The organism is Hydrogenophaga aromaticivorans, assembly GCF_013387465.1.
GTDB classification, from domain to species: Bacteria; Pseudomonadota; Gammaproteobacteria; order Burkholderiales; family Burkholderiaceae_C; genus Hydrogenophaga; species Hydrogenophaga aromaticivorans.
Genome location: NZ_VYGV01000006.1, coordinates 632268 through 654690, shown reverse-complemented (window position 1 = coordinate 654690; position 22423 = coordinate 632268). Strand labels below are relative to the sequence as shown.

The following is a 22423-nucleotide window of genomic DNA, read 5'->3' as shown; positions in this document are numbered from 1 at the left end:
CAGCTATGAAATCGACCATGATGCAAGTGCCGCTCTCGCTCAATCATTTCCTGGAGCGGGCCAAGCTGTACCACCCGAAGGTGGAGATCGTATCGAGGATGCCCGACAAGTCCCTGCATCGCCATACCTACGCCGACTTCCACCGTCGGGCCAAGGGTCTGGCCGAGGCGCTGGTCAAGGCCGGCATCCAGCCCGGTGACCGGGTCGCAACCCTGATGTGGAACCATTACGCCCACCTCGAGTGCTACTTCGGCATTCCGGCGGCCGGCGCGGTGATGCATAACCTCAACTTGCGCCTGTTCCCGCACGACATTGCGTTCATCGTCAACCACGCCAAGGACCGTTTCCTGATCGTCGACGATGTTTTGCTGCCGTTGCTGGCGCAGTTCGCCAAGGATGTCAACTTCGAGCGCATCATTGTGGTGCCGCTGACAGGCAAGCCGGTGCCGCGGGGGTACGAGGACTATGAAGGCTTCATCGGTGGAGCGACTGATGACTTCAAATGTGTTGAAGTCGATGAAAACGCGCCCTGCGGCATGTGCTACACCTCGGGCACCACGGGCAGCCCCAAGGGTGTCGTCTATTCGCACCGCTCCACCGTGCTGCACACGCTCGTGGCGGCACTGCCAGGGGGGATCAACGTGTCGGGTACTGACACAGTGCTGCCGGTGGTGCCAATGTTCCACGCCAACGCATGGGGTTTGCCATTCGTCTCAACTTTCGTCGGTGCCAAGCAGGTGTTTCCCGGCCCGCACCTCGACTCAGAATCGCTGCTCGACTTGTACCAGCGCGAGCGGGTCACCGTCACCGGTGGTGTGCCCACTATCTGGTTGTCGCTGCTGCAGACGCTGCGCGCAAACCCGGGCAAGTACGACCTGGTGCCTGGCATGCGCATGATGGTGGGCGGCTCTGCGGCGCCCGAATCCTTGTTCCGTGGTTTCGATGAGTTTGGTCTTGAAGTCGGCACTGCTTGGGGCATGACCGAGACTTCGCCGCTGGGTACCGTGTCCTCGCTCAAACCTTCCATGCGGGCACTGCCCAAGGAAGAGCAATATGCCTTCCGTATCAAGCAGGGCATGGCCGCGCCATTGGTTGAGATTCGGCTGGTCGGCGACAACGGTGAAGTACCGTGGGATGGGCGGTCGGTCGGCGAGATTCAGGTGCGTGGGCCATGGATTACCGGCTCCTATCACGATCTGCCCATCAACGAAAGCAGCTTTACTGCCGATGGCTGGCTGCGCACAGGTGATGTCGGCTGCATCGACTCCGAGGGTTTTCTGCAGTTGACCGATCGCACCAAGGATTTGATCAAGTCGGGCGGCGAATGGATTAGTTCGGTCGATCTGGAAAACGCCGTGATGGGGCATCCGGCGGTGCTGGAGGCATCTGTGATCGCGGTGCCGCACCCGCGCTGGGCCGAGCGGCCGCTGGCGGTGGTGGTGTTGCGCCCTGGCATGAGTGCCACTGGGGAAGAGATTCGCGATCATCTGGCCAAGACGTTCGCCAAGTGGCAGTTGCCCGAAGGTTTCGCTTTCGTGAATGAAATCCCGCGTACTTCGACCGGCAAGTTCCTCAAGACCAAGCTGCGGGAGATGTACAAGGACTGGAAGTGGGAGTGAGCCGGGATTGAAGGGGCCGGCTTCGGGCTGCGTTCTTGCCGGTTTTGAATTGTTTATTTTTTAACCCTATGGAGTTAAAGTGAAGATATTGGTCGCTGTCAAGCGGGTGCTGGACTACAACGTCAAGGCCCGCGTCAAATCCGACGGTTCGGGAGTCGATCTCGCGAACCAGAAATTGTCCATGAACCCGTTCGACGAGATCGCCTGCGAAGAGGCGGTGCGCCTCAGGGAGGCCGGTGTCGCTTCTGAAGTGATCGTCGTGTCCTGTGGCCCGACCGCTTGCCAGGAGACGCTGCGCAGCGCGATGGCCATCGGCGCCGATCGCGCCGTGCTGGTTGAAACCGACGCCGCGCTCGAACCGCTCGCGGTGGCCAAGCTGATGCAGCATGTGGCCCAAAAAGAGGGCGTTCAGTTCGCCATCTTCGGCAAGCAGGCGATTGATGACGACGCTGGCCAGACTGGCCAAATGTTTGGCGCGCTGATGGGCTGGGCCCAAGCCAGCTTCGCCTCCAAGGTGCAGATCGGCGGCGACACCGCCACCATCACGCGCGAGATCGACGGCGGCCTGGAAACCCTGGCCATGAAGCTGCCGGCCGTGATCACGACCGACCTGCGCCTGAACGAGCCGCGCTTCATCACGCTGCCCAACATCATGAAGGCCAAGAAAAAGCCGATGGAGGTGATCAAGGCGGCCGAGCTCGGCATCGACATCGCGCCGCGCACCGTGACCCTGCACGTCAGCGAGCCGCCGACCCGCAAGGCCGGCATCAAGGTGGCCGACACGGCCGAACTCGTCAAACGACTCAAAGAAGAAGCGAAGGTGATCTGATGACAACCCTGATCATTGCGGAACACGACAACGCCGTACTCAAAGCGGCCACGCTGAACACGATTGCCGCGGCCACGCGCATCGGCGGCGACATCCATGTGCTGGTGGCGGGCAGCAACTGTGCGGCCGTTGCCCACGCTGCGGCGGCGGTCGCGGGTGTCACCAAGGTGCTGCACGCCGACGCGGCGCACTACGAGGCCCATATGGCCGAGAGCCTGGCCGAGCTGGTGCGCTCACGCGTGCGCGCCGATGCGGGCTACACCCATGTGCTGGCACCGGCGACGGCCTTTGGCAAGAACGTGCTGCCGCGCGTGGCGGCCTTGCTGGACGCCTCCCAGGTGTCGGACGTGATCGCGATCGAGTCGCCCGACACCTTCCTGCGCCCGTTCTATGCCGGCAACGCGCTGGCCCGCGTGCAATCAAAGGATGCCATCAAGGTGCTGAGCATTCGCACCACCGCCTTCGACCCGGTCGGTTCGGGCGGCACGGCAGCGGTCGAGACGCTGGACGCGGCTGGCGATCTCGGCTTGACCACCCTGGTCGGGCGTGAGGTGGTGAAGCTGGAGCGCCCGGAACTCGCCGCTGCAACGGTCATCGTATCGGGCGGACGCGGACTGGGCGCGGCCGACAAGTTTCACGCCGTGCTGGAGCCGCTGGCCGACAAGCTTGGCGCGGCGATCGGCGCCTCGCGCGCCGCCGTCGACGCCGGCTACGCGCCCAACGACTACCAGGTCGGCCAGACCGGCAAGATCGTGGCACCCCAGTTGTACGTGGCGGTCGGCATCTCGGGCGCCATCCAACACCTGGCCGGCATGAAGGACAGCAAGGTGATCGTTGCGATCAACAAGGACGCCGAAGCGCCGATCTTCCAGGTGGCCGACTATGGGCTGGTGGCGGATCTGTTCACAGCGGTGCCCGAATTGGTGACTGCGTTATAGGTCGCAGCGGATGCCGAGGTAAAGCAGAGGCCAGGCTTGTTCCTGGCAGGATGGTCGGCGGCACCGGTCAAACAATTCAAAATGCAGGAGACATCGATCATGAACCCATCAACCTCCGTCATCGCTGGTGTGCCATCCCCTGGCGCAATTGCCCGCGTGGCCATCGGCGACTTCCTGCGCCGCTCGGCAGCTCGAGACCGCGCCAAGACGGCGTTCGTGCTCGGCGATCAGCGCATGAGCTACGGTGAGCTCGATGAGCGCGTGACCCGCTGCGCCAATGCCTTGCTGGCCGCTGGCTTGGTGCGAGGTGACCGCGTGACCACGCTATGCAATAACTCGCTTGAGTTCCTGGTGGCCATGTTCGGCATCCATCGCGCCGGCCTGATCTGGGTGCCGATCAACACCGGCCTGGGGCTGGATGACGTTCGCTACATCATCGACCACTCTGAGGCGCGCTTCCTGCTGGTGGATGCCGCTCTGCTGGTGCGCCCGGAGTTGCGTGCAGCCATCGAGGCGCAGCCCGGTCGCGGATGGGTGCTGGAAGGCGAGGGGGCTGGGGCTTTCAGCAGCTTCGCTGCAGCGATTGCTGCGCAGTCTGCCACTGAGTCCGAGGTTGAAATTCATGACCGCGACGTAGCCCAGATCATGTACACCAGCGGAACCACCGGCCGCCCTAAGGGGGTGATGCAAAGCCATTTGTCGGTGGTGATGGCAGCGATGAACAACGCGCTTGAGTTGGGGGTGTGGCGCGATGCCGTGAACATTGCCGTGCTGCCCCTCTTTCATTGCGCCCAGCACACGCTGATGTGCGGTGTGCTGGCGGGCGGCGGCACGGTGATTGTGATGCGCGCTTTCGAACCCGCCGCCATGCTCGACGCCATCGAGCGTGAACGGGTGACCTTGCTGGTGGGCTTGCCGCTGATGCACCAGGCCATGCTCGATCATCCCTCGCGCCCGGGGCGAGACCTGTCGAGCCTGCGCATGTGCGTGTACGCCATGGCGCCCATGGCCGAGACCCTGCTGCGCCGCCTGATCGCCGAGTTCTGCCCGAATTACTCATTGGCCACCGGTCAGACCGAGATGTACCCGCTCACCATGGCCTTCCGGCCGGAAGAGCAGCTTAAACGCTTTGGTTCCTACTGGGGCGTCAGTGCATTGATCAACGACACGGCGGTGATGGACGACGCGGGCCAGCTGCTCGGCCCCGGCGAGGTCGGCGAGATCGTGCACCGCGGTCCGAACGTGATGGAGGGCTACTACAAAAATCCCGAAGCCACCGCCGAGGCACGCGCTTTCGGCTGGCACCACACCGGTGACCTCGGCATGTGGGTCGATGGCCAGATGATGTTCAGGGACCGCAAGAAGGACATGATCAAGACCGGCGGCGAAAACGTGCCGTCCATCAAGGTCGAGGCCACGTTGCTGCGCCACCCGGCGGTGGCCAATGTGGCGGCGGTAGGTTTGCCGCACCCGCGCTGGATCGAGGCGGTCACCGCCTTCGTGGTGCTCAAGCCAGGGGCGCAGGCCGACGAGGCCGGGTTGATCAACCACTGCAAGGAGCATCTCGGTGGCTTTGAGGTGCCCAAGGCGATCCGCATCGTCGATGCCTTGCCGATGACCTCCACCGGCAAGATTCAAAAGCATCCGCTGCGTGACAGCTATCGCGCCCTGTACGAAGACATTGAACGATAGGTGTCGGGAAGGTCATGGGGTGTGCAACACACGCCCGCGCCTGTGACCAGGCTGCTTGCAAGGCGTGCTTCGGCTTGCGGTCCTAACTAACCACCGTTCTATCAATATGTTCGCATGACGTTTATCGAAACCAGCCGGTTTCCGGCAGGCGCGGACAGTCGCCCTTGATCCTTGATCCTTGTTCATCCCACCGTCAGAAAGGTTTTCCATGTCCGTCGTTCCTGCCATCTTGCTTGCGGTTGATGCCGACGGCATTGCGACCCTGACCCTCAACCGGCCCGATCAGCTCAATGCCTTCGATCTTGAGATGGTGGATGCTTGGCGCGCAGCACTTGAGCAGGCCGAAGCTGATGAGCGAGTCAAGGTGATCGTGGTCACCGGTGCCGGACGCGCCTTCTGTGCGGGTGGCGACTTCGAGGAAATGGCTAAGTTCAGTGAAATGGACAGCATGGGACGCAAGGATTTTCTGTACCGCCACGTGCATCGCATTGCGCTCACGCTGGAGCGGATGGAAAAACCGGTCATTGCCGCTGTCAACGGCGCTGCGCGAGGCGCTGGCTGCGACATGGCCTTGATGTGCGATATCCGCTTGATGGCCAGCTCGGCCACGCTGGCCGAGAGTTATATCAACATCGGACTGATGGCCGGTGATGCCGGTGCCTGGTACTTGCCGCGACTGATAGGCACGGCGCGCGCGCTCGAGCTGTTCTGGACCGGTCGCGTGGTGGGGGCGGAAGAGGCCGAACGCATTGGCATGGTCAATCGCGTGGTGCCCGATGCCGAACTGATGACCGCCACCTACGATATGGCGCGCACCATTGCCGCCAAGCCGCAGCAGGCGGTGCGCTTCTTTCGCCGCGCCGTCTACCAAAGCCAGACCATGGCGCTCGCCACACACCTGGACATGGTGTCCTCGCACATGGCGGTGCTCGAAGACACGCCCGAGCATCGCGCCGGCATTGCGGCCTTCCGCACCCGCTCACGCGCCAGCAAGTAGAAAAGGGCGTTGCCGTGCAAGGTATTCTGAGTGGCATCACCGTCGTCGATCTGTCTCGCTTGATAGCCGGGCCTTACGCGGCCATGGTGCTGGCCGACCTGGGCGCCCGCGTCATCAAGGTCGAAGCCATGACCGGCGAGGAGGGGCGGCATTTCGGCCCGCCGTTTTATGGCGACTCCAGCGTCGCTTTCATGACCTGCAACCGGGGCAAGGAGTCGATCGCGCTGGACATACGCACCCCCGCCGGGCGCGCGGTGCTGGAGCGGCTGATTTCAAAAGCCCAGGTGCTGGTGCACAATTTTCGCCCCGACTTTGCCGAGGCTCATGCGCTGACCTACGAGGCGGTGCGGCGCATCAACCCGACGCTGGTGTACTACATGGTCAGCGCCTTTGGTGAGCAGGGCGACTACCGGCTCAGACCCTCGGTCGACAGCGTGGTGCAGGGCATGACGGGGGCCTTCTACGCCAGTGGGGAAGAGGGCAATCCACCGGTTCGTATCGGCTTGCCGATCATCGATGTGGCCTCCGGCATGTGCGGCGCGCTGGGCGTGCTGGCCGCAGTGATGCATTGGCAGCAGACCGGCCAGGGGCAGCGCGTGGAGTTGTCACTGGCGGACACCATGTTCAATTTCATGGCGAGCAAGGTGGGTGAATATGCGGTTGAGCAGCGCGAGCCGGTTCGTGCGGTGAACCTGCCGATTGCTGTGCCGAGCCGTCACTTTCGAGGCTCCGACGGTGCCTGGTTCAGCGTGTCGGTGGTGAACGAGGGTGCGTTCAAGCGGTTTTGCACCGCCATCGAGCGGCTGGAGTGGCTCAACGATCCGCGTTACCAGCGCAATGCGGTGCGCATTGCCAACCGGCCGGCGCTGCTGGCTGAACTGGAGGCGATTTTCATCACCCGTGCGGCGGCCGCCTGGGTGGTCGCCTTCGAGGCCGCCGATATTCCCTGTGGTCCGGTGAACACGGTGACCGATGCCATGGCCGATCCGGTGCTGGCCGCCCGTTTCGTGGAGCACCCCGAGATGCCGGGGCTGCCGCTGATCCCTTTTCCGGCGCAGCTGGCTGCAGGCATGCGCAAGATCGGTGAGATGCCGGCGCCTCCTGCGCTGGGGCAGCATACCGGGCAGGTGCTGGGCGAATTGGGCTACGGTGCGCCCGAGATTGCCCAACTGGTGCGCGACGGGGTCGTGCGCCTGCAAGAAACCGCCATGGCAAGCACAGCAGGAGGGAAGCCATGAGCCCGTCTTCCACCGACATCTTGTGGACCCCCCGCGCGGATCGCATCGCGGGTGCCGAGGTGACCCGTTTCCAACAATGGCTGGAACGCGAAAAAGGCCTGCGCTTTGCCGACTACGAGGCCTTGTGGCAATGGTCCGTGGATGACCTGGAGGGCTTCTGGCGCGCCATCGTCGAGTATTTCGAGTTGCCGCTCGACGACTGGAATGGCCCGGTTCTGAGCGATCGCCGGATGCCGGGCGCGCAATGGTTTGTGGGCGCGCGCACCAACTATGCGCGGCAGGTGTTCCGGCACGCCACGGACGCCAGACCGGCCATCGTCTTCCGCAATGAAGCGGGCGAGCGGGCGGACATGTCCTGGCGCACGCTGCAAGACCAGGTGGCGGCGCTGGCCCAGTGGCTGCGCGCGGCGGGCGTGGGGCCGGGCGACCGCGTGGTGGCCTACCTGCCCAATATTCCGCAGACCATCGTGGCTTTTCTGGCCACGGTTTCGGTGGGGGCGGTCTGGTCGGTGTGCTCGCCCGACATGGGGGCGCCCACGGTGCTGGACCGTTTCCGGCAGATCGATCCGAAGGTGTTGATCGCGGTCGATGGCTACCACTGGGGTGGCAAGCGCTTCGACCGGCGCGAAGCCGTGGCCACGCTGCTCGACGGGCTGCCAAGCGTCGAGCGCTGCGTGCTCTTGCCCTGCCTGGAGCGCAGCGCCAGCGCGGACGCGCTGCGCGGTGGCGTGCTCTGGAGCGAGGTGGTCAGCGCCCCGGCTGAACTGCGCATCGAGTCACTGCCTTTCGACCACCCGCTGTGGGTGGTGTATTCGTCGGGCACCACCGGCTTGCCCAAACCCATCGTGCACGGCCATGGCGGCATTGTGCTGGAGCAGGTCAAGCTGATGCGCCTGCACAACGACCTCGGTCCCGAAGACCGCTTCCACTGGTTTTCCACCACCGGCTGGATCATGTGGAACTGCCAGGTGGGCGGTTTGCTGGTGGGGGCGACGGCCTGCCTGTACGACGGCAACCCGGCCTGGCCCGACTACACCACGCTGTGGCGTTTCGCTGGGGAAGTCGGCGTGACGTTTCTGGGTGCCGGTGCGGCGTTTTATGCGGCCTGCCAGAAAGCCGGTGTCGAGCCGCGCGAGGTGGGCGCGCTGGGGCCGCTGCGCACCGTGGGTTCGACCGGCTCGCCACTGTCCCCGGAAAGCTACCAGTGGATTGCCAAGCATGTCGGGCGCGATGTCTGGATCAACCCGATCTCCGGCGGCACCGACTTCGCCGGGGCCTTCGTCGGCGGCGTGCCGACCCTGCCCGTTGTCGTGGGAGAAATGCAGGGGCGCTGCCTTGGGGCGCGCGTCGAGGCCTTCAGCGAGCAGGGCCAGCCGGTCGTGGACGAGGTGGGTGAGTTGGTCTGCACCGCGCCCATGCCGTCCATGCCCCTCTACTTCTGGAACGACCCCGGCAACCGGCGCTATCTGGACAGTTATTTCGACATGTACCCCGGCATCTGGCGGCATGGCGACTGGATCCGCATCACACCGCGCGGCGGCGCCATCATCTACGGCCGCAGCGACACCACCATCAACCGCCACGGCGTGCGCATGGGCACGAGCGACATCTACAGCGTGGTCGAGGCGCTGCCCGAAGTGCTCGACAGCCTGGTGGTCGACCTTGAATATCTGGGGCGCGAAAGCTACATGCCGATGTTCGTCGTGCTGCGTCCGGGCGTGGCGCTGGACGCGCCGCTGATCGGGCGCATCCAGAGCGCCATCCGCGCGGCCGCGTCGCCGCGCCATGTGCCGGACGCGGTGTTTGCCGTGGCCGAGGTGCCGCGCACGCTCACCGGCAAGAAGCTCGAACTGCCGATCAAGAAGCTGCTGCTCGGCCAGCCCATCGACAAAGTGGTCAACCGCGATGCACTGACCAACCCCGCCAGCCTGGACTGGTTTCTGGAATTTGCACGCGTGCATGCCACGCAGACCCGCTGATATCCCCCCAACCCTTTTTTCACGAGGAAACACCATGAGCGATCAGGAAGTCATTTACGAAGTCAAGAACTTTGTCGCCACCATCACCATCAACCGGCCCAAGACGCTCAACGCCTTCACCGGCGATACGATCAAAGAGATGGAGCGACTGTTGGCCCAGGCCGGCAATGATCCGAAGGTCGGCGTGATCGTGTTGACCGGCACCGGCGAGCGTGCCTTCTGCGTCGGCGGCGACGTCAACTGGGAAAAGGGCGACAGCAGCGGCAAGAGCGGGCTGGAAGACCTGGAGTTCAACTTCAACCGCCAGATCGCCGAGTGCCCCAAGCCCGTGATCTGCCGTGTCAACGGCTACGCCATCGGCGCCGGTCACCACATTGCCTATTTTTGCGACTTCACCATCGCCGCCGAGCACGCCATCTTCGGCCAGAACGGTCCGCGTGTTGGTTCACCGGCGGGCGGCTACATCGTCTCGCATTCGGCCAATGTGCTGGGTCACAAGCGGGCGCGCGAACTGTGGATGTTGTGCCGCCGCTACAGCGCCAAACAGGCGCTGGACTGGGGGCTGGCGAACTCGGTGGTGCCGATGGCCGATCTCGACGCGGAGGTGCAGAAGTACTGCGACGAATTGCTGTCGCTGTCGCCGACCTGCCTGAAGATCGTCAAGCGTTCGTTCTACCACCACATGGCCCCGATCATGGGCAAGGGCATGAACGACCTGATCCAGGAAGTGGCACCCAACTATTTCAGTACCGGCGAGCAGCAGGAAGGGGCCAGCGCCTTTCTTGAAAAACGCAAGCCCGACTTCAGCAAATTCCGCTAAGCCACGGTAGTGGGCGCACGGTCATCCATAACACCGTTCCGGTAATGGGCGCACAGCGTTTCAATCAGCGCCTCGGCGTAGTGCGGCAAGGCGTCGCGCTTGCGCACCAGGATGAAGCGCTCGCGTACGCTCCAGGGCTCCAGCAGTTCGACCAGCGCGATGCCGGTGTCGGCCTGGTTGCGCCGCGCGGCGGACTCCGGCACGATGCCGACGCCGACGCCGGCGCCGATCATGCGGCACATCGCTTCAAAGCTGGAGAGCTGGATGCGCAGCTTCAGTGGCTTGCCCAGGCTGTCCACGACCTGCGCCAGAAAGGTCTGCAGGGTGCTGCCGTGTTGCATGCCCACGGCGTCTTCGTCCAGCGTTTCGGCAAAGGCAATTTTTTTGCGGCGTGCAAAGCGGTGGTTTTTTGCGGTGGCCAGCACCAGTCGGTCGGTGCTGAAGAGAATCGCCTGCAGGCCCAGCGTATCGACCCGGCCGGCCACGATGCCGATGTCGGCCCGGCCGTCGAGCACGCCGTGCGCAATCTCGGCGTTCGGCTTTTCCTGCAGGTCGATGTTGATTTTGGGGTGGGCCGACAAAAAGCCGGGCAGGATTTCTGGCAGAAAATCCGTTACGGCGGTGGTGTTGGCAAACACCCGCAAATGCCCGCGCAGGCCGCCGCCATACTCCTGCAGGTCGCTGCGCAGCAGCTCGGCCTGCCGCAGCACGCCGCGGGCGTGGTACAAAAAAGCTTCACCGGGCGGCGTCAGCCGAACGCCCCTGGCCTCGCGGTAGAACAGGCTCAAGCCGCACTGAGCTTCCAGCGACTTGATGCGGGCGCTGGCCGCTGCCAGCGACAGGTGCTGCCGCTGAGCGGCACGGGTCATGTTGCCCTCATCGGCTGTCGACTCAAAAAGCCGCAGGTCGGTCAGGTCAAATTGCATCGCCCCATGCTAATGCAAAACTGGCGCAGCCTTCGGTGCAGATTGAGCCTTTAAGGAAAACATCCCTTGAGTCTTCGGAAATTTGGAATCCTTTGTGCTGAATTTGCAGATTGTTGATGTCCCCGGTGTCGGCGATGATTTCCCACTTTTGCGCCACAACGCGGTGCGTGACCTATCAGGAGATTTGAGGCAATGAACAGGGTAGAAGGGCCGGAAGGCCAGGTGGCGGTCGGCGCCGGGGGCGGTGCGACGAACGCTGACATGATTTTGCCGGTGACTGATACGTCGACCCTGTTCGCCAAGGTTCCCTTCAACGGGCTGCTGGGCATGCGGCGGGAGTTCTGCGAGGCGGGGCAGGCCCGGATGGTGCTGGAGACCCGTGACGAACTGACCAATAACTTTGCCGCCACGCATGGTGGTGTGATCATGACCATGCTTGATGTCGCCATGTCCAGCGCCGCGCTCTCCAAATCCGATTTTCAGCGGGCCGTGGTCACCATCGACATGTCCACCAGCTTCATCAAGCCGGGGCGCGGACGCCTGGTGGCCCACGGTACGGCGGTGGGTGGCGGGCGTTCGGTGTGTTTTTGCGAAGCGCGCGTCGAGGATGAGGCCGGTGACCTCGTGGCCAAGGCCATGGGCACCTTCAAATACGTTCAACCGTGATGGGCCGTGCAGCGATGACCCACAGCGGCAAGGTGCTCAAACGCAGCTTGCTTGACCAATATCCACAACCCTGAGTCCCACAATGAAAACCCACATTCCCTCCCACGACGCCCACCAGGACATGCGCGAAGCCCTGCGCAGCATGTTTGCCGGTTTCGATTCAGCCTACTGGCAAAAAGTTGACCACGAGCGCGGCTACCCTGAAAAATTTGTCAATGCACTGACCGAGGCCGGCTGGCTGGCCGCGCTGATACCGGCTGAGTACGGCGGCTCGGGCCTGGGTTTGGCCGAAGCCTCGGTGATCATGGAAGAAATCAACTTTGCTGGCGGCAACGCCGGTGCCTGTCACGGCCAGATGTACAACATGGGCACCTTGCTGCGCCACGGCTCGGACGCGCAGAAAAAACTGTACCTGCCCAAAATCGCCAGCGGCGAACTGCGCCTGCAGTCCATGGCCGTGACCGAGCCAACCACAGGCACCGACACCACCAAAATCAAGACCACCGCGGTCAAGCAGGGCGACCGCTATGTGGTCAATGGCCAGAAGGTCTGGATCTCGCGCATCCAGCACTCCGACCTGATGATCCTGCTGGCCCGCACCACGCCGCTGGCCGAGGTCAAGCGCAAGTCCGAAGGCATGTCGATCTTCATCGTCAACCTGAAAGACGCCATTGGCCAAGGCATGGCGGTGCAGCCGATTGCCAACATGGTGAACCACGAGACCAATGAAGTCTTTTTCGACAACCTGGAGATTCCCGCCGAGAACCTGATCGGCGAGGAAGGCAAGGGTTTCAAGTACATCCTGGACGGCCTGAACGCCGAGCGCACCCTGATTGCCGCCGAATGCATTGGCGACGCCTACTGGTTTTTGGACAAGGCGCGGCACTACGCCAGCGAGCGCGTGGTGTTCAACCGCCCGATCGGCCAGAACCAGGGCGTGCAGTTTCCGATGGCCGAGGCCTACATCGAAACCGAGGCCGCCAACCTGATGCGCTTCAAGGCCTGCGCCCTGTTCGACGCGGGTCAGCCCTGCGGCGCCGAAGCCAACATGGCCAAGTACCTGGCCGCCAAGGCCTCGTGGGAGGCGGCCAATATGTGCATGCAAACCCATGGCGGCTTCGGCTTTGCCTGCGAATACGACGTGGAGCGCAAGTTCCGCGAGACCCGGCTGTACCAGGTCGCCCCCATTTCCACCAACCTGATCCTGAGCTACGTGGCCGAACACGTGCTTGGGCTGCCACGTTCATTCTGAAAGAAATTGCCATGCGTCCATTGGAAGGAATGCTGATCGTCACGCTGGAGCACGCGATTGCCGCGCCGTTCTGCACCCGCCAACTGGCCGACCTCGGCGCGCGCGTCATCAAGGTCGAGCGCCCGGGCGAGGGCGACTTCGCCCGCGCCTACGACAGCCGGGCCCACGGCTCGGCGTCCCACTTCGTCTGGTGCAACCGCTCCAAGGAAAGCCTGGCGCTCGATCTGAAAAATCCCGATGCCCGCGCCGTGCTGCAAAAGCTGGTCGAGCGGGCAGATGTGCTGGTGCAAAACCTGGCGCCCGGTGCTGCCGCGCGCATGGGGCTGGACCACGCCAGCCTGGCGCCGGTCAATCCGCGCATCGTGGTGTGCGACATCTCCGGCTATGGCGACGGCGGCCCCTACACCGAGAAAAAAGCCTATGACCTGCTGATCCAGAGCGAGGCCGGTTTTGTCTCCGTCACGGGCACGCCCGAACAGCCCTCCAAGGCCGGCCTGTCGATTGCCGATATCGCCGCCGGCATGTACGCCTACAGCAGCGTGCTGGCCGCCTTGCTGCAGCGCGGGCGCACGGGGCGCGGCCAGCGGCTCGAAATCTCCATGCTCGAAGCCATGTCTGAATGGATGGGCTTTCCTCTGTACTACACGCTGGACGGCCAGCCGCCGCCGCCGCGTGCCGGTGCCTCGCACGCCGCCATTTACCCCTACGGCCCCTTTACCTGCGGCGACGGCAAGCAGGTGGTGCTGGCGGTGCAGCATGACCGTGAGTGGACCACCTTCTGCAACCAGGTGCTGCAATTGCCCGAGCTGACATCCCAGTACCTGGGCAATGCCAACCGGCTGGCCCAGCGCGAGAAACTGGGCGGCATCATCGAAGGCGTCTGCGCCACCTTGACCGCGGCGCAACTGGTGGAGCGGCTCGACGCGGCGCAAATCGCCAACGGTCAGCTCAACGAGATGGCCGACCTGTGGAAGCACCCGCAACTCGCGGCGCGCGGACGCTGGACCGAGATCGGCTCGCCCGGCGGGGCGCTGCCGGCGTTGTACCCGCCGCACCACGTCAATGGCAGCGAGCCGCCGCCGATGGGGCCGGTGCCGGCGTTGGGCCAGCACACCGAAGCCATCCTGACCGAACTCGGCTATGGCGCGACCGACATTGCACGGCTGCGCGCGGACAAAGCCATCTGACTGAGAGCTTGACACCATGACCCTGGATACAAACCCGAGCGCGACGCTGGCCGCCTTTGCTGCGGGCTTACAGTTCGACGCCATTCCCGCCCCGGTGCTGCGCCGCACCGAAGACCTGTTCCTCGACTGGTATGCCTCCGCCTTGGCGGGCAAGGGCGCGCGGCCGGTCGAGGCCATCGAGGCTTACGCCCGCAGCATGGGGCCGGACTCGGGCCGCGCCGAGGTGTTGATCTCGCGCCGCACCACCTCGCCCCATTTCGCCGCGATGGTCAACGCGGCCGCCTCGCACTTCGCCGAGCAGGATGACGTTCACAACGGCTCGGTGTTTCATCCCGCGGCCGTCGTGTTCCCGGTGGCGCTGGCCATCGCGCAGGACATCGGTGCCAGCGGCCGCGAGTTCCTGGCCGCCGTGGTGGCGGGCTATGAAGTCGGCATTCGCGTCGGCGAGTTCCTGGGCCGCTCGCACTACCGCATCTTTCACACCACGGCCACCGCCGGCACGCTGGCCGCCGCTGCGGCGGCCGGACGGCTGCTCAAGCTCGACGCCGCCACCATGCTGCACGCCTTCGGTAGCGCAGGCACCCAAGCCGCCGGGCTGTGGGAATTTTTGCGCGACGCCGCCGACTCCAAGCAGCTGCACACCGCGCATGCGGCGTCCAGCGGGCTGGCTTCCGCCTACCTGGCGCGAAGCGGTTTTACTGGCGCGCGCCAGATTCTGGAAGGGGCGCAGGGCATGGCCTCGGGCATGTCGAGCGACGCCGACCCGGCGCGCCTGACCGACCGCCTGGGCCAGCGCTGGGCCACGGCCGAAACCTCGTTCAAATACCACGCCTCGTGCCGCCACACCCACCCCAGCGCCGATGCGCTGCTGACGCTGATGCAGACGCACGGCGTGGAAGCCGACGACATCGAAAGCGTCACCACCCAGGTGCACCAGGGCGCCATCGACGTGCTGGGCCGCGTCACCGTGCCGGCCACCGTGCACCAGGCCAAGTTCTCGATGGGCACGGTGCTGGCGCTGGCGGCCGAATACGGCTTTGCCGGGCTGAATGAATTTGAAGCGCATTACCTCGCGCCGCGCGTGGCCGCCTTGCGCGACCGCGTGACGATGCAGCTCGACGCCGAGGTCGATCAGGCCTACCCGCAGCGCTGGATCGGCAAGGTGACGGTGACGACGCGCGATGGCCGCAGCTTGAGCGCGCGGGTCGATGAGCCCAAAGGCGACCCCGGCAACACACTGACGCGCGCCGAGATCGAAGACAAGGCGCAGCGCCTGGCAGCCTACGGCAAGGGGGCTACGCCTGCCGAGGTGCAGGCGCTGATCGCGCGCGTCTGGGCGGTGGCCGAGGCGCCGCGCATGGACCGCTGGTTGGAGGCACGCGCATGACAGCCCATACCTCTGGCCCAAAGGCTTTGCCGCATGCCTATCTTTTTGTGCCCGCCGACCGGCCCGAGCGCATTGCCAAGGCGCGCGCCAGCGGTGCCGACGCGGTGATTGTTGACCTGGAAGACGCAGTGGCCCCCGAGGCCAAAGTGCGCGCGCGCGAGGCGCTGGCGGCGCTGCTGGACGAGGCCGCGCCGCTGGTGGTGCGCATCAACGCCGCCGGCACGCCCTGGTTTGACGATGACCTGGAACTGTGCCGCCACCCCGGCGTGGCCGCCATCATGCTGCCCAAGGCCGAAGGCATCGACGCCGTTTGCACCGTGGTCGAGTCCACCTACCAGGACGTGCTGCCCATCATCGAGTCGGCGCGCGGCCTGCATGAGATGGACAGCATCGCACGCGTGCCGGGCGTGATCCGGCTGGCCTTTGGCAGCGTCGATCTGGCGCTGGATCTGGGCATTGAGTGTGCGCCCGATGGCACGGAAATCGAGCTGCTGGCCTTCCGCTCCCAACTGGTGCTGGCTTCGCGGCTGGCCGGGCTGGCGGCGCCGGTGGATGGTGTCAGCACCGCCATCGACGACCTGCAACGCTTGCAGGCCGACACCGAACGCTCACGTCGACTCGGCTTTGGTGCCAAGCTGTGTATCCACCCGAAGCAGCTGGCCACCGTCCAGGCGGTGTTCACGCCGAGCCCTGAACGGCTTGACTGGGCGCGCCGCGTCTGCAAAGCATTTGAAACGGCGGGTGGTTCCGCCGTGGCCGTGGACGGCCAGATGGTCGACCTGCCGGTGGTGCAGCGCGCGCGCGCCGTGCTGCGCGACGCGGGTCTGAGCGCCTGATTTTTTAACCCACTCCAATCGACTGGAATTCCTTATGACTCGCAAAGCCAAACCCATCCGCTCCGACATTGCCTGGAGTACCCCCGACCGCATCGAGGTGCACGGCAAGAGTCTGCCTGACGAAATCCTCGGCCATCTCAACCTGGGTGATATGGCCTTCTTGCAGATCGTCGGGCGCATGCCAACGCAGCAGGAGTCCAACGTCTTCAACGTCATCGCGGTGACGCTGGTCGAGCACGGCATCACGCCCAGTGCGCTGGTCGCGCGACTGACCTACGCCGGTGCGCCCGAGTCGTTGCAGGCTGCAGTGGCGGCCGGATTGTGCGGCCTGGGCAGCGTGTTCGTCGGCAGCACCGAAGGCACCGCCAAAATGCTCTACGAGGCCCTGCCACCCGGAACGAAAGGGGCTGACCTGGAGCGCATCGCCATCGACACCGTGGCAGCCTTTCGTGCCCGCGGCCAGATCATCCCCGGCCTGGGACATCCGCTGCACAAGCCGGTCGATCCGCGCGCCCCGCGCCTGTTCCAGATCGCCAAGGACAATGGCTTTTCCGGCGACTACATCCGGCTCGAACAACTGATCTGCGCCGAGGCCGAACGCGTCGCTGGCAAGTCGCTTCCCGTCAACGCGACCGGCGCCATCGGCGCCATCAGCTGCGAGCTCGGGCTACCATGGAAAATTGTGCGCGGCATCGGCGTCCTGGCGCGTGCCATAGGGCTGGTGGGACACATCCTGGAAGAGAGCAAGAACCCGATGGCGGTCGAGATCTGGCAGCGGGTCGAAGACGAGGCCACCCAGCACATCAGACCACAAGGCGCCTGAAGCGCTGTGGCTGGCCTTGCAGGCACGATGCGCCCGCGTCGACCTATCGATTGAATTTTGCTGGACACCACTGGAGTATTGCGCAATGAATGACACGATCCTGAGAGAAGAACCCATCCACTGGGTGCAATCACCCCCGCAGCCTGCCGAGGCATCGAGCGTGGGAACCTTGTCGGTCGAGGCCCGCCAGAAGGCCTGGCCGGTGGCCGAGGTGCAGGCCCTGCTGGACCTGTCATTCCCTGAGCTGATGCACCGCGCGCAGACCGTGCACCGCGAGCACCACGACCCCACCGAGATGGAGCTGGCCACGCTGCTGTCCATCAAGACCGGCGGCTGCCCGGAGGACTGCGGCTACTGCCCGCAGTCGGTGCACTACGAGACCGGCGTGCCCGCCACCAAGATGATGACGCCCGAGGAAGTGCGCGAGGCCGTGCTCGGCGCCAAGGCGGCCGGCGCCTCGCGCTTCTGCATGGGTGCCGCCTGGCGAGCGCCCAACGACCGCGACCTGGAAAAGGTCGAGGAGTTGGTGCGCGTGATCAAGGACGAGGGCCTGGAGGCCTGCTGCACCCTGGGCATGCTCACGGGCGACCAGGCGCAACGCCTCAAGGGCGCTGGTCTGGACTACTACAACCACAACCTGGACACCGCGCCCGAGCTGTACGGCGACATCATCACCACCCGCGACTACCAGGACCGGCTGGACACGCTGGGCCACGTGCGCGGGGCCGGCATCCACGTCTGCAGCGGCGGCATCGTGGGCATGGGCGAGTCCCGCGCCGGGCGCGCCGGCCTGATCGCGCAACTGGCCAACCTGGCACCGTACCCCGAGTCGGTGCCGATCAACCACCTGGTCAAGGTGCCCGGCACGCCGCTGGCCGACGAGCCCGACCTCGACCCGCTGGAGTTCGTGCGCACCGTGGCGGTGGCCCGCATCACCATGCCCAGGGCCAAGGTGCGCCTGTCGGCCGGGCGCCGGCAGATGGACGAATCGACCCAGGTGCTGTGCTTCCTGGCCGGCGCCAACTCCATCTTCTACGGTGACAAGCTGCTGGTGACCGGCAATCCCGACGTGGAAGCCGACCAGGACCTGCTGGCCCGCACGGGCATGCACACCACGCGGGCGCACGCCTGACCTTGGCCCTGTCGATGGCCGAGGCTCCCTCCGTTCAAGCAAATCCCCTATGTTCCGCACCCTGCTGAAATCCAAAATCCACCGCGCCATCGTCACCCACTGCGAGCTGCACTACGAAGGCTCTTGCGGCATCGACGAAGACCTGCTGGAGGCGAGCAACATCCGCCCCAACGAACAGGTTCACATCTGGAACGTCAACAACGGCGAACGGTTCATCACCTACGCCATCAGGTCGCCGCGCGGCAGCGGCATCATTTCGCTCAACGGCTCGGCCGCCCGGCGCGCCAGCGTGGGCGACCTGGTGATCATCGCGGCCTTCGGCATGGTGCACGAAGACAAGCTCGACGAGGCCGTGCCCCAGCTGGTGTTCCCCGACGCTGCCAACCGCATCGTCGAGACCCGCAGCGAGCCCGCAGGTCCGCAGGCCGGCGACCCGGTCATCCTGCCCCTGGGCGCCGAGCTTTGACGCAGCCCGTGTCGGCCAACGCCGCCTGGCGCCAGCGCAGCCCTGGTGGGTCAACCTGTTCGGCCACAACCACCCCGCGATCCGCGCCGCGCTGATCGACCAGCTGCACACACTGGGCCACGTGATGCTTGCAGGCTTCACCCACGGGCCAGTGGTTGAACTCTCCGAACGCCTGGCCGCGCGCACCGGCCTGGGCCACGCCTTCTACGGCAGCGACGGTGCTAGTGCCACGGAGTTCGCGCTGAAGATGAGCGCCCACCACTGGCGCAATGCGGGCCGGGCAGGCAAGTGCCGGTTTGTCAGTGTCGCCGGGGGCTACCACGGAGAGACGGTGGGCGCGCTGGCCGTGACCGACATCGCGCTGTTCCGTGAAGCCTACGCGCCGCTGGTGCGCATGGCCGCCACCGTGCCCAGCCCCGACGCCAGGCAGGCCGCGCCCGGCGACACCCCGGCCGACGTGGCCGAGGGGGCCGCCGCCTCACTGGGCGACTGGCTGGCCGAACACGCGCACGAGACCGCTGCGGTGATCATCGAGCCGCTGATCCAGTGCGCCGCCGGCAAGGCCATGCACGACCCGCTGTACCTGAAATGTGAAACGCGCGCGTGAGCTTTGCGACCGGCACCAGGTGCACCTGGTGCTCGACGAAATCGCGGTCGGCTTCGGCCGCACCGGCACACTGTTCGCGCACGAGCAGGCGGGCATCCGCCCCGACTTTCTCTGCCTCTCCAAGGGCCTGACCGGCGGCACGCTGCCACTGTCGGTGGTGCTCACCACCGACGCGGTCTATGCCGCCTTCTACGACGACGAGGTGGCGCGCGGCTTCCTGCATTCGCACAGCTACACCTGCAACCCGCTGGCCTGCCGCGCCGCGCTGGCCACGCTGGACCTCTTCGCGCAGACCGACGCGCTGCACCAGAACCTGGGCACCAGCGAGCGGCTGGCCGCGCAGTTCGCGCCGATCTCCAAGCACCCGCGTGTGCGCTTCGATCGACGCAAGGGCATGGTCTTCGCGTGGCACGTGCTCAGCACGCCTGCCCGACTTCGGCCGCCGCTATGCCTGCCGCGCGCTGGCGCAGGGGCTGCTGCTGCGCCCCATCGGCCACACGATCTACGCCATCTTATCGACGATGCCCTGGTGCGACAGTAGTGGTCACGCCACCTCCAAATCCACCATCGCCTCGATGCACAGGTTGCGTTCGTACAGCAGCAACGCGCGGATCGCGCGCAGCCTGACCGCCAGGCACGAGGCGTCGGGAGCGAAAGCCAGCTCTTCGGTCAGCGCCGAGGTGCTGTCTGCCAGGGCCTCACGATGCCGCCCCGCCTTGAACAGCAAGGCGGAAAAGATCACCCGCACCCACATGTGGCCGAAAGGCGAAGGAGCCTCCCCGAACTTCACTTGCACCTCGCGCAAGGACTGGGGGGCCACGGTGAAACGTCAATTGCATTTGTGCGCATAGGCCAGAACCGTTTGTGCGGCGCCATAGTGGAATGGGTCCTGATCTTGTGGTCCTGCCGGCCACTGGCGCACAAAGACCTGGCATAGCGGCGCAAAAAAGCATCATGGGACGACGACGTTGTCCAAGGGCCTGCAACAACGCCAGCAAGCCGCTCTCGACCACCGCCGCCGCGTCAATGGCCCCCATCGCTACCGGCTCCGACGGGCCTCCGACCGCATTCAACAAGGAGCGAACAAAGAACACCTGGTCGCGCCAGGAAGCATCGAGTCCCACCCACACGGGGTCTGCGTCTTTGCAAGCGCGAAACCATCCGCCCATCAATGTCGTCTTGCCATAGCCGACCGGCGCAACGATGGCCACGATCCGATCATGCATGGACAAGGGCGCAATCGCCCGCCGCGCCACTGTGGCCGTCGTCAGGTCAGGAGGAGCCCCCTCGACTGCCGCCTGGGAGGACGGCGCAGCAAGCTGCGGCCACCGAAATCCCGCGTTGGGTTGGGTCGTGTCCTCAGACACTCAGAAGGCGCACGACGACGCTGCTTCACGCTGGAGGTCCGGCCGCCCGGAATCGCGGCAGCGACACACCACCACCGACGGGTTCGCAAACCAACTCGACAGCCATGTCGAAAGTGACTGCTGAAGGGTCTGCGCCGATGAAGGAGCTGATCATCCGCGGACCTTCTTCGAGTTCGACCAGCAGCACCGCATAGGGCGTGTCCTGTTTGAAAGCCGGGCCGGGCGCCCGGTGAACCACGCTGAACGAATGCACCTTGGCGCGACCGCTGGCGGCGCGGTGCTCTAGGCGCTCGCTACCGCACTCACGGCAGATCGCCTGTTGGTAGAGCTGCACGTGGCCGCACGCTGGGCAGTGCTGCAGCAGCAGCTTGCCCTCCTGAATGCCGCGCCAATAGATGTCAGAATCTGCATCCGGCATCGGCTGTGGCTTGAGGTGGGCGTCTTTGAGGTTGATCACAGCGTGGCCTCCGTTCCCAGGATGGTGGTGGCGTTGGTCGCAAAACCGGCGCCCAGGCTGTGCACCAGGCCAAGTTCAGCGCCCGCGACCTGGCGTTCACCGCAGCTTCCGCGCAGCTGGTTGACGACCTCGTAGAAATGAAACAGCGAGCCCGGCATGCCCGAGTGCGCGAACGACAGCAGGCCGCCATGGGTGTTGCAGGGGATGGCTCCGCCGTAGGTGATCTGCCCGTCCTCGACGAAGCGCCCACCCTCGCCCTTGGGGCAGAAACCGAGGTCCTCCAGCATCATGATCACCGTGCCGGTGAAGCAGTCATAGACGCCGGCCACGTCGATGTCCTTCGGCCTGCAGCCCGCCATGTCGTAGGCCCTGGCACTCGACTGCACCGCGCCCGTGGTGGTCAGCGAGGGCATCAGGAAGATGTGCTCGTGCGTGTAGCATTCGCCGCCGCCGAGGATGTAGATGGGCTTGGCAATTCCCAGCGTCCTGGCGCGCTCGGCCGAGGTGACGATGAAGGCTGCTGCGCCGTCGGAGATGAGCGAGCAGTCGAGCTTGTGGTAGGGCGTTGTCACCCAGCCGGAATTCAGCACGTCATCGACGCTCAGCGGATCGGTCATCTGCGCCCCTGGCGTGCGGCGTGCGTGTTCGCGGTGGATCACCGCCACCTTGGCAAATTGCTCGGAGGTGGTGCCGAACTCCTTCATGTGGCGATGCGCTGTCATGGCGAAGGTGTTGGCCACGGGAATGCCGAAGGGCATTTCGTATTGCTGGTCCCGGCTTTCGGTCATCGAGCGCAGGGCCAGGTCGGGCGACAGACCGGTCAGCAAGCTGTCGCCGCCCACCACCAGAACGGTCTCGGCCAGGCCGCCAGCAATGGCGGCGGCGGCGATGTTGAACAGGGTGGCCGCCGTGGCGCCGGAGACCTGCATCGTGTTGGAGAACGTCGGCTGGATGCCGAGGTACTCACTGAAGGCTACGCTGAATCGGTGAAACGGCGAGGCGAAGGCGGAGCTGGAAAGCACGCCATCGACCTCGTGCTTGCCGATGCCGGCATCGGCCAGCGCCTTGCCTGCTGCGTCGGCGGCCAGCGCGAGCGCGCTCTTGCCCGGCACGCGGCCGACGGCCGAAATGCCGGCGCCGATGATCGCGGTTTTACCGCGAAGCGTGTGCGAAGATGATACGGATTTGATGTTTGCCATGAGAGT

At 65.1% G+C, this 22423-nt stretch carries 20 protein-coding genes and 1 pseudogene; 17 read left to right on the top strand and 4 right to left on the bottom strand.

The genetic code is table 11. From position 1 onward, the window contains the following. Positions 1 to 5: 5 nt before the first annotated feature. The 8 genes from F3K02_RS07440 (at position 6) to F3K02_RS07405 (ending at position 10112) form a co-directional block, all read left to right on the top strand. Positions 6 to 1619, top strand: a complete 1614-nt coding sequence (locus tag F3K02_RS07440; protein ID WP_177134730.1) for a long-chain fatty acid--CoA ligase — start codon at positions 6 to 8, stop codon at positions 1617 to 1619. A gap of 79 nt (positions 1620 to 1698) precedes the next feature. Further along, a complete protein-coding gene (locus F3K02_RS07435) occupies positions 1699 to 2448 on the top strand; it encodes an electron transfer flavoprotein subunit beta/FixA family protein (RefSeq protein ID WP_008905380.1) in 750 nt (249 codons plus the stop codon). Beyond that, a complete protein-coding gene (locus F3K02_RS07430; RefSeq protein WP_127806087.1) occupies positions 2448 to 3386 on the top strand; it encodes an electron transfer flavoprotein subunit alpha/FixB family protein in 939 nt (312 codons plus the stop codon). The genes F3K02_RS07435 and F3K02_RS07430 overlap by 1 nt, the downstream gene beginning before the upstream one ends. Positions 3387 to 3485: 99 nt before the next feature. Next, complete coding sequence (locus F3K02_RS07425) at positions 3486 to 5078, top strand: AMP-binding protein (protein WP_246309226.1); 1593 nt, start codon at positions 3486 to 3488, stop codon at positions 5076 to 5078. 208 nt (positions 5079 to 5286) lie between these two features. Continuing rightward, the gene (locus F3K02_RS07420) at positions 5287 to 6075 is read left to right on the top strand and encodes an enoyl-CoA hydratase/isomerase family protein (protein ID WP_056278432.1); all 789 of its coding nucleotides are present in this window, start codon (positions 5287 to 5289) and stop codon (positions 6073 to 6075) included. A 14-nt stretch (positions 6076 to 6089) separates the two neighbouring features. Continuing rightward, positions 6090 to 7313 carry a CaiB/BaiF CoA transferase family protein gene (locus F3K02_RS07415; protein ID WP_177134725.1) on the top strand — a complete coding sequence of 408 codons (1224 nt, stop codon included), beginning with the start codon at positions 6090 to 6092 and terminating at the stop codon, positions 7311 to 7313. Continuing rightward, entirely contained in the window at positions 7310 to 9292 is a 1983-nt protein-coding gene (locus F3K02_RS07410) for an acetoacetate--CoA ligase (protein WP_177134723.1), read from the top strand. Before F3K02_RS07415 ends, F3K02_RS07410 begins: the two co-directional genes overlap by 4 nt. Before the next feature lie 34 nt (positions 9293 to 9326). Continuing rightward, the gene (locus tag F3K02_RS07405) at positions 9327 to 10112 is read left to right on the top strand and encodes an enoyl-CoA hydratase-related protein (RefSeq protein ID WP_177134721.1); all 786 of its coding nucleotides are present in this window, start codon (positions 9327 to 9329) and stop codon (positions 10110 to 10112) included. Here F3K02_RS07405 and F3K02_RS07400 read toward each other — a convergent pair. Further along, positions 10109 to 11038 (bottom strand): LysR family transcriptional regulator, encoded by a 930-nt coding sequence (locus F3K02_RS07400; RefSeq protein WP_177134719.1) that lies wholly within the window; start codon positions 11036 to 11038, stop codon positions 10109 to 10111. The genes F3K02_RS07405 and F3K02_RS07400 overlap by 4 nt on opposite strands. Positions 11039 to 11230: 192 nt before the next feature. On the opposite strand from F3K02_RS07400, the gene F3K02_RS07390 reads away from it, so the two are divergent. From F3K02_RS07390 to F3K02_RS07350, 9 genes and pseudogenes are all read left to right on the top strand, one after another. Beyond that, positions 11231 to 11704, top strand: coding sequence for a PaaI family thioesterase (locus tag F3K02_RS07390; RefSeq protein WP_246309224.1), 474 nt, complete (start codon positions 11231 to 11233; stop codon positions 11702 to 11704). A gap of 82 nt (positions 11705 to 11786) precedes the next feature. Then, positions 11787 to 12956 (top strand): acyl-CoA dehydrogenase family protein, encoded by a 1170-nt coding sequence (locus tag F3K02_RS07385; protein ID WP_177134714.1) that lies wholly within the window; start codon positions 11787 to 11789, stop codon positions 12954 to 12956. A gap of 11 nt (positions 12957 to 12967) precedes the next feature. Next, entirely contained in the window at positions 12968 to 14143 is a 1176-nt protein-coding gene (locus F3K02_RS07380; protein ID WP_177134713.1) for a CaiB/BaiF CoA transferase family protein, read from the top strand. A gap of 16 nt (positions 14144 to 14159) precedes the next feature. After that, complete coding sequence (locus F3K02_RS07375) at positions 14160 to 15530, top strand: MmgE/PrpD family protein (RefSeq protein WP_177134711.1); 1371 nt, start codon at positions 14160 to 14162, stop codon at positions 15528 to 15530. Further along, a complete protein-coding gene (locus F3K02_RS07370) occupies positions 15527 to 16366 on the top strand; it encodes an HpcH/HpaI aldolase/citrate lyase family protein (RefSeq protein ID WP_177134709.1) in 840 nt (279 codons plus the stop codon). Before F3K02_RS07375 ends, F3K02_RS07370 begins: the two co-directional genes overlap by 4 nt. A gap of 34 nt (positions 16367 to 16400) precedes the next feature. Continuing rightward, positions 16401 to 17189, top strand: a complete 789-nt coding sequence (locus tag F3K02_RS07365; protein WP_177134707.1) for a citryl-CoA lyase — start codon at positions 16401 to 16403, stop codon at positions 17187 to 17189. Positions 17190 to 17274: 85 nt separating this feature from the next. Then, the gene (bioB, locus tag F3K02_RS07360) at positions 17275 to 18321 is read left to right on the top strand and encodes a biotin synthase BioB (protein ID WP_246309222.1); all 1047 of its coding nucleotides are present in this window, start codon (positions 17275 to 17277) and stop codon (positions 18319 to 18321) included. Positions 18322 to 18370: 49 nt separating this feature from the next. Continuing rightward, positions 18371 to 18787 carry an aspartate 1-decarboxylase gene (gene panD / locus F3K02_RS07355; protein WP_177134705.1) on the top strand — a complete coding sequence of 139 codons (417 nt, stop codon included), beginning with the start codon at positions 18371 to 18373 and terminating at the stop codon, positions 18785 to 18787. After that, positions 18699 to 19906: pseudogene (locus F3K02_RS07350) on the top strand (aminotransferase class III-fold pyridoxal phosphate-dependent enzyme); the annotation flags it as partial. The gene panD and the pseudogene F3K02_RS07350, both read left to right, overlap by 89 nt. 32 nt (positions 19907 to 19938) lie before the next feature. Here F3K02_RS07350 and F3K02_RS27450 read toward each other — a convergent pair. The 3 genes from F3K02_RS27450 to F3K02_RS07340 all read right to left on the bottom strand — a co-directional run bounded on the left by F3K02_RS27450 (position 19939) and on the right by F3K02_RS07340 (position 22417). Next, complete coding sequence (locus F3K02_RS27450; RefSeq protein ID WP_008905394.1) at positions 19939 to 20214, bottom strand: hypothetical protein; 276 nt, start codon at positions 20212 to 20214, stop codon at positions 19939 to 19941. Between the two features lie 572 nt (positions 20215 to 20786). Beyond that, positions 20787 to 21218 (bottom strand): Zn-ribbon domain-containing OB-fold protein, encoded by a 432-nt coding sequence (locus F3K02_RS07345; protein ID WP_008905395.1) that lies wholly within the window; start codon positions 21216 to 21218, stop codon positions 20787 to 20789. Beyond that, positions 21215 to 22417, bottom strand: a complete 1203-nt coding sequence (locus tag F3K02_RS07340; protein ID WP_177134703.1) for a thiolase C-terminal domain-containing protein — start codon at positions 22415 to 22417, stop codon at positions 21215 to 21217. The genes F3K02_RS07345 and F3K02_RS07340 overlap by 4 nt, the downstream gene beginning before the upstream one ends. Between the last annotated feature and the right edge of the window lie 6 nt (positions 22418 to 22423).